We start from the raw sequence: 16,350 nt of genomic DNA on the forward strand, positions 1-16,350 counted from the left end.
CCCACGTCGCGCCATGGATAGGCACCGGGGGGCTGGCCCCAACGAGTACTTTCTGGTCATCGATATGCCCGTCTTCCGGCGGCGCTATCCGCCGGAGCTGCTGCGGCCGGGCGCACTGCACACCGCACGGATCGCGCAAGGATTGCGCCGCCGACTGGGCCGACGCAACGTCCTCGGACTGGCGTTCTACCCGTGGCACGATCAGTCGACTCTGTGGTGGTTCGAGCAGGGCATGCTGACCCTGCTCGCCGCCACCGGCTGGCCAACCGTGTGGGTCACCGATGCCCGTTACGCGTTCGACGACGACCGGCTCACCGAACTCAAGGGGGCCGTTTCGATTGTCCGCCAGTCCGGCGACGATCCCGACTGGCACCCGCCCGGCGGAAACTTCGACACCGTTATCGCCCTGTTCCCCAACGATCGGGCGACCCGGGCGGCCGCCACCCTGGGGGCGACGCTGGTGACCTTCGCGATCAAGAATCTTCACGAGGACGAACCCGTACTCGTCGAGACGCCGCCGCCCGGCACGCCGTTGTGGCATGCGTTCGCCGGGTCGACGAACTTCATGAACGCCGCCTACGACCGGCTTCTGGACGGCGTGCCGCGCGCCGGGTTGCTCGGCAAGACGGCGCCGGCCTGGCGGCTCATGGGCGCGCCGTTTCCGACCAATCGCTACTATTTCCCGCTGCGCCCGACGACGCCGAAGTGCGACGCCCTGATCTTCGGCAGCAAATCCCGGGATTACGACACGGTTCTCGCGGCCCTGGCGCGTACCGGCGCCGGTCGGATCGCGGCCCTGGTCGATACCGGCCACGTGGACGAGATCGAAGCGACGATCCGCCGTTACGGCCTGGCGGCAGACGTCCACGCCGAGGTCGCACACACGCGCTTGCTGGAATTGATCGAGCGCACGCGCATCGTCCTCAACCCGATCATGCCGCCGGCGGAGAGCCACTACTCGATGAGTGTTCCGCTGGCGATGGGCCGGCCGATCGTGGCCACCGATCTGCCCTCGACCCGGCCCTTCGCCGGACCCGGCGTGCGCCTCGCGAACATGGGCGACGTCGACGCCTGGGCCGCAGCCATCGGCCGATTCGGCGCCGAAACCGCCGATGCACTGCCGCACCGTGGCGCACTCACGCAGGGACTGGAGCGCCATGATCTCGACCGTTTCTTCGCCTCGGCCCTGCTCGCCACTCTCGGCGGCAACCGTCCGTCCCCGCCGGGGTGATCCTCGCGGTCGGTCCGCGGCGGCGCACTCCGTCTATAGCGGGGTACGCCGGGCGTCGTCGTCTTCGCACACCCCCACTTCGCCTTCGAGAAACTCGCGCACCGCAGCACGGCCCGGCATGACATCCTCCGTCGATCGTCCCGTGCGGCGCGCCTCGCCGGCGAGCAACTCCGGCATCATGGCATCGAGCTGTGCCCATGCCGTCGGTTCGCGTTGGCGAACCTCCCCGGCGTAACCGCGCGACGCCGCCCAGTAGTGCACCATCGGCCAGTAGAACTGGTACCAGACCAGTTCCTCGTCGACGGCGCCCCGACGCATGAGAAACGCCACCTCGTCGAAGAAGTCGAGAACCGCATCGACGTCATCGCTGCCCCGGCCTTCCAGCAGCGCCGCCGCCGCCCCTCCCCGCACGTCCAGCATCTCCTCGCCGCTCCATTCGGCGCGCAGTTGCCAGAGCGAGGCCAGCCCGGCGTTGAAGCGCGACAGCTCGCTCTGTCGCCGCACCTGAATCACGACCGCAACGGCGGTGACCATCGCGGCGCCCGCCGTTATCAGAGCCGCCGCGGCCAGCCATGCCACCCACGACCCGAATACGGTCCGTTCACTCATCGTGGTTACCCCCGACCGGACTCACAGATACGCTCCGAGAATGCTGTACAACAGGACCGCGAGCACGCCGAGCGTAACGCCGACGTACAGCCAGTCGTGCTGCAACGCGAAGGCGAGGGCCGACAGCGCCACCCGGGCAACCGGCGTGGCCAACAGCAGCACGAGGCCCAATTGCATGAGGCCACCGCTGCGGCCACCGAGGGCCTGGCCGGCAATGCCACCGATCTCTTCGAGCGTCGCCGGCTCGCCCCTGAATACCGTGTAGCTCGGCATCTCCGTCCCGTGCCGGTAAAGGTAAACGGCGGCGCCGGCAAGCACCACAACGGCCGCCAACAGAAGACCGCCGCGCAGCAACAGCGCCACCATCGTTTCTATACGGCGATCGCTCCACCGCCGGCCCGCGTCCGTCATCATCACATCCGTCCGGTAAGCCCGTTGTAGATCATCTGCACGCCGAGCCCCGACAACACCGCCGTGAAGAGTATGCGTAACGCCCGACTGTCGACCCGCACCAGCACCCGCGCCCCGCCCAGCGAGCCGACGAGAACACCCAGCATCACCGGCATCGCCAACCCCGGATCGATATACCCGTGCCGCAAGTACAGGCCCGCACTGGCCGCCGCGGTTACCCCGATCATGAAGTTGCTCGTCGTCGTCGACACCTTGAACGGCAAACGCATCGCCCAATCGAGCGCCAGAACCTTCACCGCTCCGGAGCCGATGCCGAGCAGGCCAGAGAGGATGCCCGCAACGCCCATCAGGGCGAACCCGGCCGGGACGTTGCGCACGCGGTAAGCGCACGGCCCGGTTGCCGTGGGATACGTGCTGTCGAAACGCAGGCGCGAGGCCAGCGGGTCGGCCGGCGCCGCGGCAATCGCGGGATCGGTCCGCCGCAGCGACAGCGCCGCCGAGATTAGCAGCACCACCCCGAAGACGACGGCGATCGTGCCGGTCGATACAATCGCCGCCAGCGTCGCACCGGCAACGGCGCCGGTCGTGGTGGCGATTTCGAGGAACATGCCGACCCGGAGATTGCTGTAGCCGTCACGCACGTACGCCGAGGCCGCCCCGGAGGAGGTGGCAATAACCGAGATCAAGGCGGCCCCGGCGGCATAACGGATGTCGACCCCGAACCCGAGCGTCAGCACGGGAATAATCACCACACCGCCACCGAGACCGCTGAGCGCACCGACGAAACCCGCCAGAACCGCGGTGGCCCACACCGTGGCCGTGAATGTCAGAACGTCCAAGCGGTTCGTCCCCTGCCCTTACCGACCCTGCCACGCCGCATCGGCGGCAGGATAGTCGTAACGCGCACCGCCAGTCGAGCACCGCGGGTCCGCCGCGGCGACCGCGGCACGGCTCGGCTGCCCGCCCTTCCCGTCCCCTTGTCACGGCAACCGATGGCCGGTAGCCTCGGCGCGCTTCGTCAAGGAGGACATTTCATGGGCGATCGTCCGTTCAAGGTGCTCGGCCTGCAGCAAATCGCCGTCGGCGGTCCGAGCAAAGCGGCGCTGCGGCGGTTGTGGGTCGACGTGCTCGGCCTGACGCCGACCGGCACGTTTCGCAGCGAGACGGAAAACGTCGACGAGGACATTACCGCGGCGGGCGCCGGCGCTTTCAAGGTCGAGGTCGACCTGATGCAGCCCATCGATCCGGACAAGCGGCCGAAGGTACACGAACCGCCCCTGAACCATATCGGTCTGTGGATCGACGACCTGCCTGCCGCCGTCGCGTGGCTGACGCAACAGGGCGTGCGCTTCGCCCCCGGGGGCATCCGCAAGGGAGCGGCCGGCTTCGACGTTTGCTTCATTCACCCCAAGGGCAACGAGCAGGCGCCGATCGGCGGCGAGGGGGTGCTCATCGAACTGGTCCAGGCGCCGCCCGAGGTGGTCGACGCCTTCCGTCGCCTCGCCTAGGAGCCTTTCGGAGAAAGGCCTGCTGGTGCTTCGACAAGCTCAGCACGAGCGGGCTCTGCCTTTACTTCACAGCATCTCCCGCTCGCCCTGAGCCCGTCCAAGGGCGAGGGCCCGCTGGTGCTTCGACAAGCTCAGCACGAGCGGGCTCTGCCTTTATTTCACAGCACCTTCCGCTCGCCCTGAGCCCGTCGAAGGGCGAGGGCCCGCTTTCTCCGACAGGCTCCTAGCCACCCGCATACTCGTCGGTTATCATCGCCGCCGCATGTATCCCGTGATCCTGCAACTCGGCCCGGTGACCATCTACAGCTACGGCTTGATGATGGCGCTGGGCTTCCTGACCGCCGGCTACCTCACGGGCCGGGAAATGAACCGCCACGGCCTCAACGGCGAGCTGGCGTCGGCCATGGTTTTCTGGGCCGCGGTCGGCGGTCTGGTCGGGGCCCGACTACTTGCCATCGGCGACGAGTGGTCGAGTTTCGTGGCGGATCCCGTCGGGTTCATGCTCAGCGGCTCCGGCTTCGTCTTCTTCGGCGGCCTGATCGGAGGCTTCATTGCCGTATCCCTGACGATCCTGCGCCACGGACTTCCCTGGGCGGTTACGGTCGACTGCATTGCCCCCGGCCTGGTGCTGGCGCAGGCCCTCGGACGAATCGGCTGCCAGCTTGCCGGCGACGGCGACTGGGGACGCGAAACGACGCTGCCGTGGGGCATGGCGTATCCGAACGCCATCGTCGGATGGGACTACCCGCCCGGCGTGCGCGTGCACCCGGCGCCAATCTACGAGACCCTCGCTTACAGCGCCGTGTTCCTCATCCTGTGGAGAATGCGCACCCGGCCGCACGCCCCCGGCAATCTCTTCTGGTGGTATCTCGTTCTCGCCTCGGGGGCGCGGTTCGCGATCGAGTTCGTACGCATCAATCCGCGCCTGCTGTTCGGCCTGTCCGAGGCGCAACTCATCGCCCTCGGCCTGATGGCGATCGGCGCGTGGCGGCTGCTGGCCGCCCGCACCGTGCCGGCGCCCGCGCCGGGTTCCGTCCGGTCCGCCAAGTCATGACGGCACGGCCCGCCGCGGTCGTCGCACCGCTTGCCGTTCTGCTCATCGCCCTGCTGGTTGGCCTCTGGTTCTACCGCGCCCAGAGCGCCACGCGCGCCGGCTTCCCCGCGCCCGTCTTCGCGCTCCAGGATCTGTCGGGAAAAACCCACCGGCTTTCCGATCTCCGCGGAAAGATCGTATTCCTCAACGTCTGGGCCACGTGGTGTCCCCCCTGCCGTGAGGAGATGCCCTCGATGGAACGCCTTTACCAGCGCCTGCGCGGCACCGATTTCGCCATGCTCGCAGTCAGCGAAGACGAGGGCGGCGCCGCCGTCGTGGGACAGTTCGTACAGGAAACCGGCATCACCTTTCCGGTGCTCCTCGACCCGGAGGGTTTGCTGCCACGCCGGTACGGCATCACCGGCTTTCCGGAGACCTTCGTCATCGATCGCAACGGGCTGGTAATCCGCCACGTGATCGGCCCCGAGGACTGGGACAGCGACGGCGTTTACGCGTATTTCCTCGACCTGCTGCGCCGGCCCGCCGAGGACAGCGGTGCGCCGCGGGCCGGCGGGGTGGGCGCGGGGTGACGCCGCTCCCGGCACGGGCGGCGCGGTGTCGCGGACTCGGGGCCGCGGCCATCGCGCTGCTCGCGGGGCTCCTCGCGGTGCCGGGCCGCGCCGCCGCCGAGGCACGGGAGACCTTTTCGCTCGACTACATCGTCGAGCTCTCGCAGGAGCGGCGCGGCATCGCCCGCGTGCGCTGGGAAGGCGCCGGCCTCGATGAAATCAACGCCTTCGTCCTGCGTTTCGCCCCGCAGCGCTTCACCCACATCCGCGCTTCGGGAACCCTCGAGACGCTGCCCGACGGCCGCGTGCGCTGGTCCCCAAAGGGACCCTATGGCCACCTCCAGTACGACGTTCGCATCGACCACCGCCGCGCCAGCGGCAAGGGCTACGACAGCTACGCGGCGCCCGACTGGGTGGTGACGCGCGCCCGCGCGCTCTTCCCCCGCATCCTCGTCGACTGGGACAAGCGCAACGGCGCCACCCCCGAGGGGCGCAGTCGCCTGCTGTTTCGGATGCCGCCGGGATGGCGCAGCGCGACCGCCATCGAGCCGATCGGGCCGGACACCTACCGGCCCGAAGAGCCCGGGAAAGTGCTCGACCGGCCGCGCGGCTGGTTCGCCCTCGGAAAGATAGACCTCAACCGCGAGGACATCTCCGGCACACTGCTGCAAGTCGCCCGGGCGCCCGGCTCCGCTCTGGCTCCGACCGCACTGTTCGAGTTCCTCGCGCCGACGCTTCCCCTGTTGCAGCGCCTGCTGGCGACCCGACCGGAGCGCCTCCTCGTGGTCAGCGCGCCGGACCCGATGTGGCGCGGCGGCATCAGCGGCATGCGCTCCGTCTACGTCCACGGCGATCGCCCCCTGCGCACGCCCGACAAGACCTCGCCGTACCTGCACGAGCTGTTTCACGTCATGCAACCCTTCAAGTGCGGCAACGACGCCGACTGGGTGGCCGAGGGACTCGCCGAGTATTACTCGCTCGAATTACAGCGGCGGACCGGCCTCGTCGACCAGGTCGCGTTCGAGCGCGGGCTGCGATCGTTTGCCCGCTACGGCCTGTGGAACGTCGACCTCACGCGGCAGCACGACAACGCCGCGACCAACAATAGCGCCCCCCTGGTAATGTACGCGCTCGACCAGCGCATCCAGCGCGCGACCGCCGGAAAACGCCGCCTCGACGACGTCGTTACGGCATTGTCGACGCAGGGCGGCACGATCGACTCGGCGCGCTTCGCGCAAACCGTCCGCACGGTCGCCGGCAAGAGCTTTCGCAGGTTCTTCCAACGGCACGTCGTCCGCGGCGAGCTACCCAATCTCGCTACCCCCTAGCACGGCAGGAAGCCGATGAATCACCCCTCCACCCTTTGCTGGCCCCGAAGGCCGAGCCTCGCTATGCTGTGGCCCTATTGATGGAGTCCCCCGGCGCACTGTTAGAAATCCTCGGCATCATCGTCCTCATTTTGGCCAACGGCTTCTTCTCCTCGGCTGAAATCGCCATCGTCGCGGTCCGCAAGAGCCGTCTGGGCCAACTGATCCAGGAGAAGTGGGCGGGGGCGACAACCCTCGCCGCCCTGAAAGAGGAACCCGGACGCTTTCTGGCGACGGTGCAGGTCGGCGTGACGGTGGTCGGCTCGATGGCCTCGGTCATCGGCGGTGCCGTCACGGTGACCTACCTCGAGCCAAGGCTCGCGCCCCTGTTCCCTGCCGCGCTCGCCCACTGGGTAGGCGTGATCGCACTGGGCATGACTGTCGCGGTGATTTCCTACTTCTCCCTGGTCCTCGGTGAGCTGGTGCCGAAGTCTTTCGCCCTGCGCCACAGCGAGCGCCTGGCGTGCCTGGCGGCCGGACCCATCCACGCGCTTTCGCGCCTGGCGGGGCCGCTGGTAACCGCCCTCACCGTGTCGACGGACGCAATTCTCTGGCTCTTCGGTCAGAGCGGTCGCGCCCAGGAAGCCTTCATCTCCGAAGAGGAGGTGAAGCACATGGTGCGCGAGGGCGCCGAGCACGGCATCTTCGACGAGGCCGAACGCGAACTCATCCACAGCGTTTTCGAGTTTGCCGATACCTCCGTGCGCGAGGTCATGGTGCCGCGTTCCGAGGTCCACGGCCTTGACGCCACCACACCGCCCGCAAAGATGCTGCGGACCCTGGTCGAGACCGGCTTTTCGCGCATGCCCGTGTTTCAGGGCGACCTCGACCACATCATCGGGATCGTCCACATCAAGGATCTCCTGCGCGCCGTCGAAAAGACCGAGCCGGTTCCCCTGGCAACCGTAATGCACCCGGCCTTCTTCGTGCCCGACTCGATGCAGATCAGCGACCTGCTGCGCGAGCTGCAGGCCCGGCGCACCCACATGGCGATCGTCGTCAACGAGTTCGGCACCGTCGTCGGCCTGCTGTCGATCGAGGACCTGCTGGAAGAGATCGTCGGCGAGATCCGGGACGAGTTCGATGTCGACGAAGAGCAGGCCGTGCAGGTGCTGCCCGACGGGTCGCTGCTGGTGCAGGGGTCCTACCCGCTTGCCGATCTCCGGGATCGTTACGGCGTGCCGCTCGAAGAGAGTCCGGACTACAGGACCACGGCCGGCTTCGTGCTCTCGCGGTTGAAGCGCTTTCCCAAGGGCGGCGAAGCGATCACCGAACAGGGCTTCAAGCTGACCGTCGTGGTGCTCGACGGCCGGCGGCTGCGCAAGATCCGCATCGAGGGCCCGTTCAAACGCCGCGACCTCGCCGCCGGCAACGCCGCGTAAGCGGGCCAGCGCCCCCTCCGGCACGGCGAGGCGCCAGCCCCGCCGAACGCGCCCGGAGGTCGCGTTCCACCGCCTGCGAAATCTTTGCGCGCCGCGAGGATTCTCGGAAGTGCTGGCTCAGAAGATATTCCCGACGCTGAAGTGGATCTCGCCGAAGGACTCGCCGGCGCGACGGTCGAGCTTGATGCCGTAGTCGAGGCTCAACGGGCCGACCGGGGTAATATACCGCAGGCCCATCCCGGCCGAGCGCCGGAAATTGTCGAAGTCGATCGCGCAGTTCTCGATCGGTTCGTCGTTCGCCGCTTCGCAATTCTGCAGGTACACCCCGCCGCCGTCGCTGAACACCGCACCGCCGAAGCCCCACAGCAACGGAAAGCGCAACTCGAGGTTGACGTTCGCCATCAGGTCGCCACCCAGCGGATCGTTGGCGTTGCCCACCGTTGGACCGATCGAGTTCTCGGCAAAGCCACGCACGGTCGCGCGCCCACCGAGAAAGAAACGCGACCGGATCGGCACCTGCGCCCCACCGTCGAACGCGTCACCGTAGCCGCCGCGCAATGCGTACACGAAGATGACGTCGTCGAAGACCGGAATGTACTGCGAATGCAACGCCTGCACCGTCGCAAACGGCACCGACGACCCCAGTTGCGCCGGCGCCAACCGCGTGGTCAGCGAATCGAAGAAGCCGCGGCGGGGCAGGAACGGATCGTCCCGGCTATCGTAAAGCGCGAACGGCCCCGGCCCGAAAGCCCACATCCATTCCGCATCGGCCGGATTGAACGCCAGCACCGGACGGGCAAGATCGAACGACCGGCTGCGCTCCGCCAGGTAATCCACCCCCAGGATCAGTCCGCGTGCGAATGGGCGCTCCACAGCCGGGACGAGTGCGTAGCGCTCGATGCTGAACTGGTCGACCGAACGGGTCGACCGGTTGGCCAGCAAAGTCGCTCGCGCCGTCCATTCGCTGCCGAACACCCGCGGAACCCGGTACCCGAGGGTGCCGATGTACTGGTCGGGAACGAAGCCGTGACTCGGGTCGATACTGAAATCGCCGCGCAGGCTGAGTCGCCGTCCGAGACCTTGCAGGTTGGAGGTGGCGATCTCGCCGAACACCCGCAGGCCGTCGCGCGTATTGTAGCCGCCACCCCAGAGCAAATTGCCCGGCGGACGTTCTGTCACCGCGATCCCCACGTCGCGTACTCCCGGGGCGGGGCCCGAGTCGAGTGGCCGCACGTTCACGCTACGGAACAGCCCCAGCCGATAAAGCCGCGCCTGACCCTCGAGCAACGCCGCCTCGTTGAGCGGCCGATCGACGACCACCTGCGCCTGACGCTCGATGAGACTCCAGCGCGTATCCACGGCGTTCTGCACGACCACGGCGCCGACGCGGATGCGTTCGCCCGGCGTCGCCGTCAGTCGGATCGTCCCCGCCAGAGCGTCGCCGTCGCGCGCAGTGACGATCTCCGCGTCTACCGTGGCACTCTCGTAACCGCGATCCACCAACCGCCGTTGCAACGCGACCCGGTCGGCCTCCACCGCATCGGTGCTGACCGGTCTGCCAATGCGGCTCCGAAACGCCGGCAGCGCCCCGCCCTCCGGCTCGAAATCCACCGGAACGATCTCGCGCACGATCGTCTGCGGTCCCGCCTCCACGATCAGAGTGACCTCGACCGTCCCCGCCGCGGCATCGAACGAAAAGCGCTTGTCGACGATTTCCGCGTTCAGGTAACCGTGCTGACGGTAGAAGGAGCGCAGCCGTTTCACGTCGTCGTCGAGGACGTCGTCGAGGAGTACGGGTGTATGCCACAATCTGATACCGCGCGATCCCGTCGCCATCTGCGAGCGTAACTGCCCCGCGCTCAGCCCCGACTTGCCCTCGAAGCGCACCGCCGCCACCCGATACCGCTCGCCCTCCCGAATGGCGAAGCGGATCGCCTTGGGATCGCCTCGGTCAATGGCGAGATCGACTTGCACGAAATAGAAGCCGGCCTCCAGGTAATGACGGCGGATGCGCCTGGCGAGTTCGCGCCAGGTGCCGTCGGTGACGATCGCCCGCGTCTTGAAGTCCATCAACCCGAGCAGGGTCGCCGCCTTGAAGTGCGTGTTGCCCGTAAAGCCGACCGTAAGCAGCGGCCCCGGGTCGATCCGCAGGTGCAGCGTGCCGGTGGCTGCAACGCCCGGCTCCCACCGGCTGCGCACCGACACCTCGTAGTAGTCGTAGCGGCGGAAGAGCTGGATCAGATTCTTGACCGCGGCGCGATCGCCGTCGCGCGTGTGGCGGTCGCCGACCTCCAGACCGATGGCCTTGCGCACCTCCGCCCGCGGAAGCGGCAGTGCCGCTTCGCCGTCGACGGCGATTCCCACGATCAACGTCGGTTCGCCCTCGTCGATCCGGAAGATGACGTCGACCTCGCCCGGACTCCGGTCGTTCACCTCCGCCTCGACGCGTACCGACTCGAAGCCCTCGTGACGATACGCGCGGCGCACGCGCTCGGCCGATTCGTCGAGCAGCGTCTCGTTCAAGAGCGCGTTCTCGCGAACCCGGATGAGCCGAAACAGGCGCGACTGCGACAGCGTCTCGTTGCCCCGTATCCACAACAGGTTGATCACCGGCCGGCGTACCAGCGCGATCGTTACCGCCACGCCGTCTTCCCGCGGCTCGGCCTCGAGGTCGATATCGGTGAAAATGCCCGTCTCGTCGAGCAGTGTCCGCGCCCGCGTCAGAGCGTCCGCGGCCAGCGGTTCGCCCGGACGAAACGGCAGCATGCCGCGCAGGCCGGCGACGTCGATCGGCGCCGCGCAGCGGATCTCGATTGCCCGCACCGGCAGCGCCGCCGCCGGCTCGCCGTCGCCGCAGGCCGGTGCGGCGCGCAGTCCGAGCACGATCGGCAACAGCACGAGCCCGATCAGGCGGGAAGCGTCAGGGCGCATCGACGGGCGGGTCCAGATTTCCGAGGCCGCGCAACAACGAGAACGGCGAGCCGCGAAAGTTGTAGCGCAGGGTTCCGCCACCGCCGAACGCCCCCGCCTGCGAGGTACTCTGGCTCTCCCAGGTTCCGTAGACCGAGAATCGCCGTCCCAACCGGTAGTCCAACGTTACGCGCGTCAGCGTCTCGACCAGGGTATTCGAGGCCGTCACTCGCAGGTCCTCGGTCAACTGCTTGCCGACGGTCACGCGCGGCAGCACCGGGCCGGTGTCCTCGACCCGCCCGGTATCGAGCTCGAACAGGTCGAGACCGATGGTCTGCGACAGGAAGTCCTGAAAGCCGCGCGTCGGCACGAACGCGAGCGCGCTGGCCGGACTGAATCCGGTTTTGTCCTGCGCCGCCTGCTTCGCGGTTCGCCCGGTCGCCACAAGGCTCAGGATGTCGTTCTGCGTCAGGCTCGGATCGTCCGAACCGAGTTGCACGCGCGGCTGATCGGCCGTGCCGGTCACTGTGGCAGTTACGAGATAAAGACCCTCCTTGGTCAGGATCTGGGTCTCGGCAGACAGGTTGAGCACGGGATTGATGCGCGTCGGATCGCGGAAGTCCACCGCGCCCCCGGTGACGGTGAACACCCGCTTGTTCACCGTCACGTCGCCGCTGACGACCTGGACCACACCGGTCACGCTGGGCGCGTCGACGGTGCCCCCGACCCGCAGGTCGGCTTCCAACTCGGCCCTGGCGTAGTTGTTGTGGACAAAGATGCTGTCCGGAGCGCGGATGTGCAGATCGAGCGCGACCACCCGGGCCGGCGCTTTCGCCGCCGGCGGCGGCGCCAGTTGCCCCTTCAACCACGGCAGAAAGTCCGTGATCTCGACGTCCCGTTCGTACAGGACGTAGTCGACGTCGACGCCGCCGCGCACCAGGATTCTCTCCCAGCTCCCCTCGACGGCACCGCGTCCCGAAAACCGCTCCTCGAGCCACTCCGGCGCCGTCATGGCGACGTCGTCCACCTGCCAGCGCAGCGCCGGGCCGTGGTCGAGGTCGAGCGTTCCGTCGACGGCGAACGAGCCGCTTCCGGCCCGTCCGCGCAGCTCGCGCACCTCGATCACGGCACCCCGCATGACCACCGTGGAATCCACACCCGCCAGAACCACCGGCAACCCGGCATCGACGAGCCCGTCGCGCACCTGGGCCTCCCCGGCGAGGTCCCACACGCCGCCGGGCTGGTGGCGCACCCGGGCATCGACGGTGAACGGGCCGCTGGCGGACTGCACACCGGGCACTGCCAGTTCCAGCAGCACGAGGTCTCCATCGCCGTCGAAGCGGAGGTCGACAGAACCGCTCGCCGCCCACTCGCCGGCGACGGTCAGCCTGCTCTTCGGCCCTTCCAACACGGCGGAAACCACGGAGAAGCGCCCGCGATCGACCCGCACGACGACGGGTTCGCGGGCGCTGACCCGATAGTCGCCCCGGTCGACGTTGAGTTCGCTAACCGCGATCGTGCCGGTCGCGGCGTCGAAAGCGATGCCGCGACCGCGGAGGTCGACGGAGCCGGCACTGCGCACGGACAGCGCACCACCGGCATCAAGCAACGGCCCGACTTCGAGATCGCGCCAGCGCAGCGCCAGATCCGACACCGCGGTCGCCGCGGCCGGAATCGCCACACGCAACGACACCGCACCGTCCAGGGCGCTGCCGTCGACCGTCCAGCCACCGCCGCGGGCGACGCCCCGCACGCGCACTTCCCCGAAAGCGTGCCGCCGGACGGCAACGTCCGTCGCCGTCAGTGTCACCTCTCCGTCCAGACGCTCCGGTGCACCGCTCAACTGCCCTTCGACGCGGACCCTCCCGTCCACGCCTTCCGCACCGGCGAAGATGCTGGCCAACCGCAGCGGATCCGAGTCGACACGCAGATCGATGCGCTCCAACCCGACGCCGCTCCCGGCGATCGTAAGCGCCTCGGCCGCCGTTCGTTCGGCGCGCAGCCGGCCCTCCCACGCCGGTAGTGTCCCGGCCGCAAGCAACCGGACACTTCGGAACGGCTCCGCACCGACCCGCAGCCAGCGGGCCTCGACGTCGGCCTCGCAGCGCGCGTCGGCCCATGACCCGGTGCAGCGCCCCCGCCCGCTCAGGGTGCCGCCGCCGACCGGCAACCGGGTTCCAGTGACGGCTTCGACGAGACGCACCGTGCCGTCGCTGTCGAGCTCGTCGAGCCGCAGCGACCAGTCGTTACGCTGCTCCGGTTGTAGCGCCACGGTACCCGCAAACACCCCGATCCCTGCCGGCGTTTCGACGATCGTCTCGCGGGTGATCAAGCCCTCGGCGCCGATGGCGAAGTCGCCGTTGACCCGCCGGATCGGCGCCCCCCCGAGCGTCAGGTTGCGCCCCGCAACCGTGCCCCCGAACCCAGGGCGATCGACGGTCCCCGAAAACACGGCGTCGCCGCGCAGTTGCCCCGACGGCGCCAGGGCCACCACCGCCAGCGGCAATAGCGGGGTGGCGACGGCAACATCGTCGAGGTCGACGCTGACCCCGCCGCCGAGCCGGTCGTGGACGAGCATGAGCTCCCCGCCGATTCGGTTACCGGCCTGGCGCACCGCGAGGCGCACGGCCAGGTCGTCTTTGAGCAGGCGCACACTCGCGTCCCACGCGGCCTCGGCGCCGCTTCCGGCACCCGCCAACGACCGCATCGCGCCGTTGCCGAAGACGGTGAAATCGGGCGGATCGAGCTGCCCACGCATACGCGTCGTCCCGTCCATCCGGACCCGGAGTGGTACCTCGACCCCCGTGGCGGCGAGGATGCCTTGCAGATCGAGGTCCTCGGCTTCGACGTCGACGCGAATCTGCACCTCCTTTTCGAGCAGCAAGTCGACGTCACCGTTCAGTTTGCCGGCGGGACCGACCATGCGCACTTCTTCGAAATGAAGGTTCACGTCGCGAAATCTCGCGCGCGCACTCAGGTCGCCGATCGGGCGGCCGGCGAGGGCGCCGTTCTCGATCACGAGGGTGGCATCGAGCACCGGCTGTGCGAGATCGCCCTCCAGCGCGCCCTCTACGGACGCGGTGCCTTCGATAAGGGCAAGCTCGTCGACGAGCACGCCGAGGATCCCCGGCCGGAACGTACCGCGTACGGCGACACGGCCGGCGGTCGCGGTTGGCGCGACGGTCGCCTCGATACCGTCGCCCACCACGCGTCCGTCACGCACGAACACGCCGGTATCGTCCACGCCCCCGTGCGCATCGACCGTATGGAGTCGCGCGCTGTACTTCCGGCGTTGCAGGTGCGCCTCGGCGACGCGCACTTCGCCCTCGACCCGGGCCGCTCGCCATCCCGTCTCGCCGCTCGCCTCGATGCGCTCGACGCTCAGCGTTCCCGGACCGTTATCCATGGGGAACCGCAGATGCAGGCCATCGACGACGCCGCGGTCGAGGCGCAGTGGAGGTAGCCACGGGGCGGCGTCGGTTTCGGACGCGGGCAGCGGTGGCAGCGCAGTGAGATCGGCGGCGACGTCCGTGATGCGCAGGTCGAACACAGGCCGCAGGGCGAGCAGGCTGCGCACGGGGGCGACCTCCAGGCGGAACCCGCCCAAGCGGAGCAGCGCCCCCTCGGGTCCGACCGTCACGTCGCGAAGGTCGAGTCCGGGGGGCGCCAGCGAGAGCCGCAGGCTACCGACGGTGGCGGGAGCCTGAGCGGCTGCGGCCAGGGCGTGTTCGATCTGCTCCTGCAGCGTCGCGGTCAGTCGCGGCGTCGCGCGCCACAAGACGACGGCGAGAGCGACCGCCAGGACAACGGCGGCCAGCAGGATGCGGAGGGTCCATTTCATTATTCCCCGACCAGTTCCTAATTCGGCGTCGCCTCGGAGAACTCGTACCGGACATCGACGAAGGAATCGACGGGGAACACGCACCCGACGGCCGGGTCGTCCCATCCCTCGGCTGTGCACGCTTCTTCCCGAACCACGCACGGCTTCGTTGCCGCCATCGGTCGCTCCTTCCGTCACCAACGCGCGAAGCACAGGAATGCTCATTCCCGGGCTTCGCGCAACGGCGAGCCGGTGGGGACACCGTGCGGGCTGAAGATGCCTGGCGTCGAAACCCGGGGAGGGGCGAGGCTACCGCCGATGGCTTGCCTCGATTCCGATTCCGATAGCGACCCCGACACCGACCCGACGCAAGCCCCCCAAGACCTCAAGACCCCAAGACCCCAAGACCCCAAGACCTCAAGACCCCAAGACCCCAAGACCCCAAGACCTGTTTCCTGGCGGCTCCCTTTCCACCCGGAAAATGCGCGCCCAGCGACCAATTCCAGGCCACGTTCGGGACCGAAGTACAGAGATTCCAGCGGAGTGCGGAGGTCAGACCACGGCAACCCCTTCGCACGTTGGCGATCGCGATCTGCACGCGGGTGCTCACGGCGGCTGCACCACCTTCAGCCGCGGGAAGTAGCGGCGCAAATACCCCCGGTCGACCGCGGCAATGCCATCAGCCTGCTTCTCGGCGCGAGCACCGACCGGGAAATCCGGCAGCGGGTGTTCGCGCGGCCCGCCTTCCCGACGATAGGCGCGAACGATACGCCCCGCACGTCGCGCCGCCTCGATCGACGTCGGACTGAACACGATTCCCAGCGCCGTCAGGCAATCGTGAAACGTGCGGTCATCGAGCAGCAATGCGTAGAACTCGGCCGCGACGACATCGCAAATGACCACATCTCCGGCGCGCCGCGCTTGCACCGGGACGTCCAACCATTCCGTCGCCTCGGCTTCGCCCGTGGCGATGGCGATGAGCACCGAGGTGTCGACCGCGATACTCACGAGCGCCGCCGGCAAGACATGGCGTTACCTAATTCCTATACTTCTCGGTCTTCCACGCCCCCCCCGGGGTCCGCGTCCTCACCCGGAGGACGGCGCCGAGGGCCCCGCAACCCCGGCGCCGATCGACCCGGCGGCTCTGTCGTAACGCCGAGTACGTGGATCTCGGGGCTTCCCCATGATGCGACGACGGTTCGTAACGGCGCTGAATCAGACCGCCGCCGCGCCCGGTTGCCGATTGCGAACGCGCGTGCACGGTTGCGGGGCACGCAGGTGTCTCGTCAGTTCCCAGCGAGAGAATGCGGGAGCGTAGCGCGCCGGTTTTGCGGTCGAAAACGAAGCCATGGACGAGAAATCGGCCCGCTCCGGTGACCGAATGCCAGCGATTACCGCGGGTTGTCGTGGTGCGACCCGCTTGAATGTTTAACGCACTCCACCTGCGGGCGCCGCCGAGCCGGCCTCTTCGCCGTACTCGTACTCGTTCACGTACTCGTACACGGCCACT

13 protein-coding genes are annotated in these 16,350 nt (G+C 68.3%); 6 read left to right on the plus strand and 7 right to left on the minus strand.

Going from position 1 to position 16,350, the window contains the following annotated elements:
* Positions 1 to 13 precede the first annotated feature (13 nt).
* Positions 14 to 1,231: a hypothetical protein gene (locus L6Q96_19960; protein MCK6556828.1), complete on the plus strand. Its 1,218-nt coding sequence runs from the start codon at positions 14 to 16 to the stop codon at positions 1,229 to 1,231.
* A gap of 33 nt (positions 1,232 to 1,264) precedes the next feature.
* Here L6Q96_19960 and L6Q96_19965 read toward each other — a convergent pair whose 3' ends face one another.
* Genes L6Q96_19965 through L6Q96_19975 form a run of 3 tightly spaced genes read right to left on the minus strand, consistent with a single transcriptional unit; the run spans position 1,265 to position 3,090 of the window.
* Positions 1,265 to 1,840 (minus strand): hypothetical protein, encoded by a 576-nt coding sequence (locus L6Q96_19965; protein MCK6556829.1) that lies wholly within the window; start codon positions 1,838 to 1,840, stop codon positions 1,265 to 1,267.
* A gap of 21 nt (positions 1,841 to 1,861) precedes the next feature.
* Positions 1,862 to 2,254, minus strand: a complete 393-nt coding sequence (locus L6Q96_19970) for a DUF1634 domain-containing protein (protein ID MCK6556830.1) — start codon at positions 2,252 to 2,254, stop codon at positions 1,862 to 1,864.
* Positions 2,254 to 3,090 (minus strand): sulfite exporter TauE/SafE family protein, encoded by an 837-nt coding sequence (locus tag L6Q96_19975; protein ID MCK6556831.1) that lies wholly within the window; start codon positions 3,088 to 3,090, stop codon positions 2,254 to 2,256. Before L6Q96_19975 ends, L6Q96_19970 begins: the two co-directional genes overlap by 1 nt.
* A 195-nt stretch (positions 3,091 to 3,285) precedes the next feature.
* On the opposite strand from L6Q96_19975, the gene L6Q96_19980 reads away from it, so the two are divergent.
* The 5 genes from L6Q96_19980 (at position 3,286) to L6Q96_20000 (ending at position 8,110) form a co-directional block, all read left to right on the plus strand.
* Positions 3,286 to 3,759: a VOC family protein gene (locus L6Q96_19980; protein ID MCK6556832.1), complete on the plus strand. Its 474-nt coding sequence runs from the start codon at positions 3,286 to 3,288 to the stop codon at positions 3,757 to 3,759.
* Between the two features lie 262 nt (positions 3,760 to 4,021).
* On the plus strand, positions 4,022 to 4,813 hold the full coding sequence (locus L6Q96_19985; GenBank protein MCK6556833.1) for a prolipoprotein diacylglyceryl transferase: 792 nt from the start codon (positions 4,022 to 4,024) through the stop codon (positions 4,811 to 4,813).
* Positions 4,810 to 5,382 carry a TlpA family protein disulfide reductase gene (locus L6Q96_19990; GenBank protein MCK6556834.1) on the plus strand — a complete coding sequence of 191 codons (573 nt, stop codon included), beginning with the start codon at positions 4,810 to 4,812 and terminating at the stop codon, positions 5,380 to 5,382. Before L6Q96_19985 ends, L6Q96_19990 begins: the two co-directional genes overlap by 4 nt.
* Complete coding sequence (locus L6Q96_19995) at positions 5,379 to 6,689, plus strand: hypothetical protein (protein ID MCK6556835.1); 1,311 nt, start codon at positions 5,379 to 5,381, stop codon at positions 6,687 to 6,689. Before L6Q96_19990 ends, L6Q96_19995 begins: the two co-directional genes overlap by 4 nt.
* A gap of 80 nt (positions 6,690 to 6,769) precedes the next feature.
* Positions 6,770 to 8,110 carry a hemolysin family protein gene (locus tag L6Q96_20000; protein ID MCK6556836.1) on the plus strand — a complete coding sequence of 447 codons (1,341 nt, stop codon included), beginning with the start codon at positions 6,770 to 6,772 and terminating at the stop codon, positions 8,108 to 8,110.
* Positions 8,111 to 8,227: 117 nt separating this feature from the next.
* On the opposite strand, the gene L6Q96_20005 is transcribed toward L6Q96_20000, so the two are convergent.
* The 4 genes from L6Q96_20005 to L6Q96_20020 all read right to left on the minus strand — a co-directional run bounded on the left by L6Q96_20005 (position 8,228) and on the right by L6Q96_20020 (position 15,848).
* Positions 8,228 to 11,041, minus strand: coding sequence for a BamA/TamA family outer membrane protein (locus L6Q96_20005; protein MCK6556837.1), 2,814 nt, complete (start codon positions 11,039 to 11,041; stop codon positions 8,228 to 8,230).
* A complete protein-coding gene (locus tag L6Q96_20010) occupies positions 11,031 to 14,861 on the minus strand; it encodes a translocation/assembly module TamB (GenBank protein MCK6556838.1) in 3,831 nt (1,276 codons plus the stop codon). The genes L6Q96_20005 and L6Q96_20010 overlap by 11 nt, the downstream gene beginning before the upstream one ends.
* Before the next feature lie 17 nt (positions 14,862 to 14,878).
* Complete coding sequence (locus L6Q96_20015; GenBank protein MCK6556839.1) at positions 14,879 to 15,019, minus strand: hypothetical protein; 141 nt, start codon at positions 15,017 to 15,019, stop codon at positions 14,879 to 14,881.
* Between the two features lie 427 nt (positions 15,020 to 15,446).
* Positions 15,447 to 15,848, minus strand: coding sequence for a type II toxin-antitoxin system VapC family toxin (locus L6Q96_20020; GenBank protein MCK6556840.1), 402 nt, complete (start codon positions 15,846 to 15,848; stop codon positions 15,447 to 15,449).
* Between the last annotated feature and the right edge of the window lie 502 nt (positions 15,849 to 16,350).

The sequence above is a fragment of the Candidatus Binatia bacterium genome, assembly GCA_023150935.1.
Lineage (GTDB): Bacteria > Desulfobacterota > Binatia > HRBIN30 > HRBIN30 > JAKLJW01.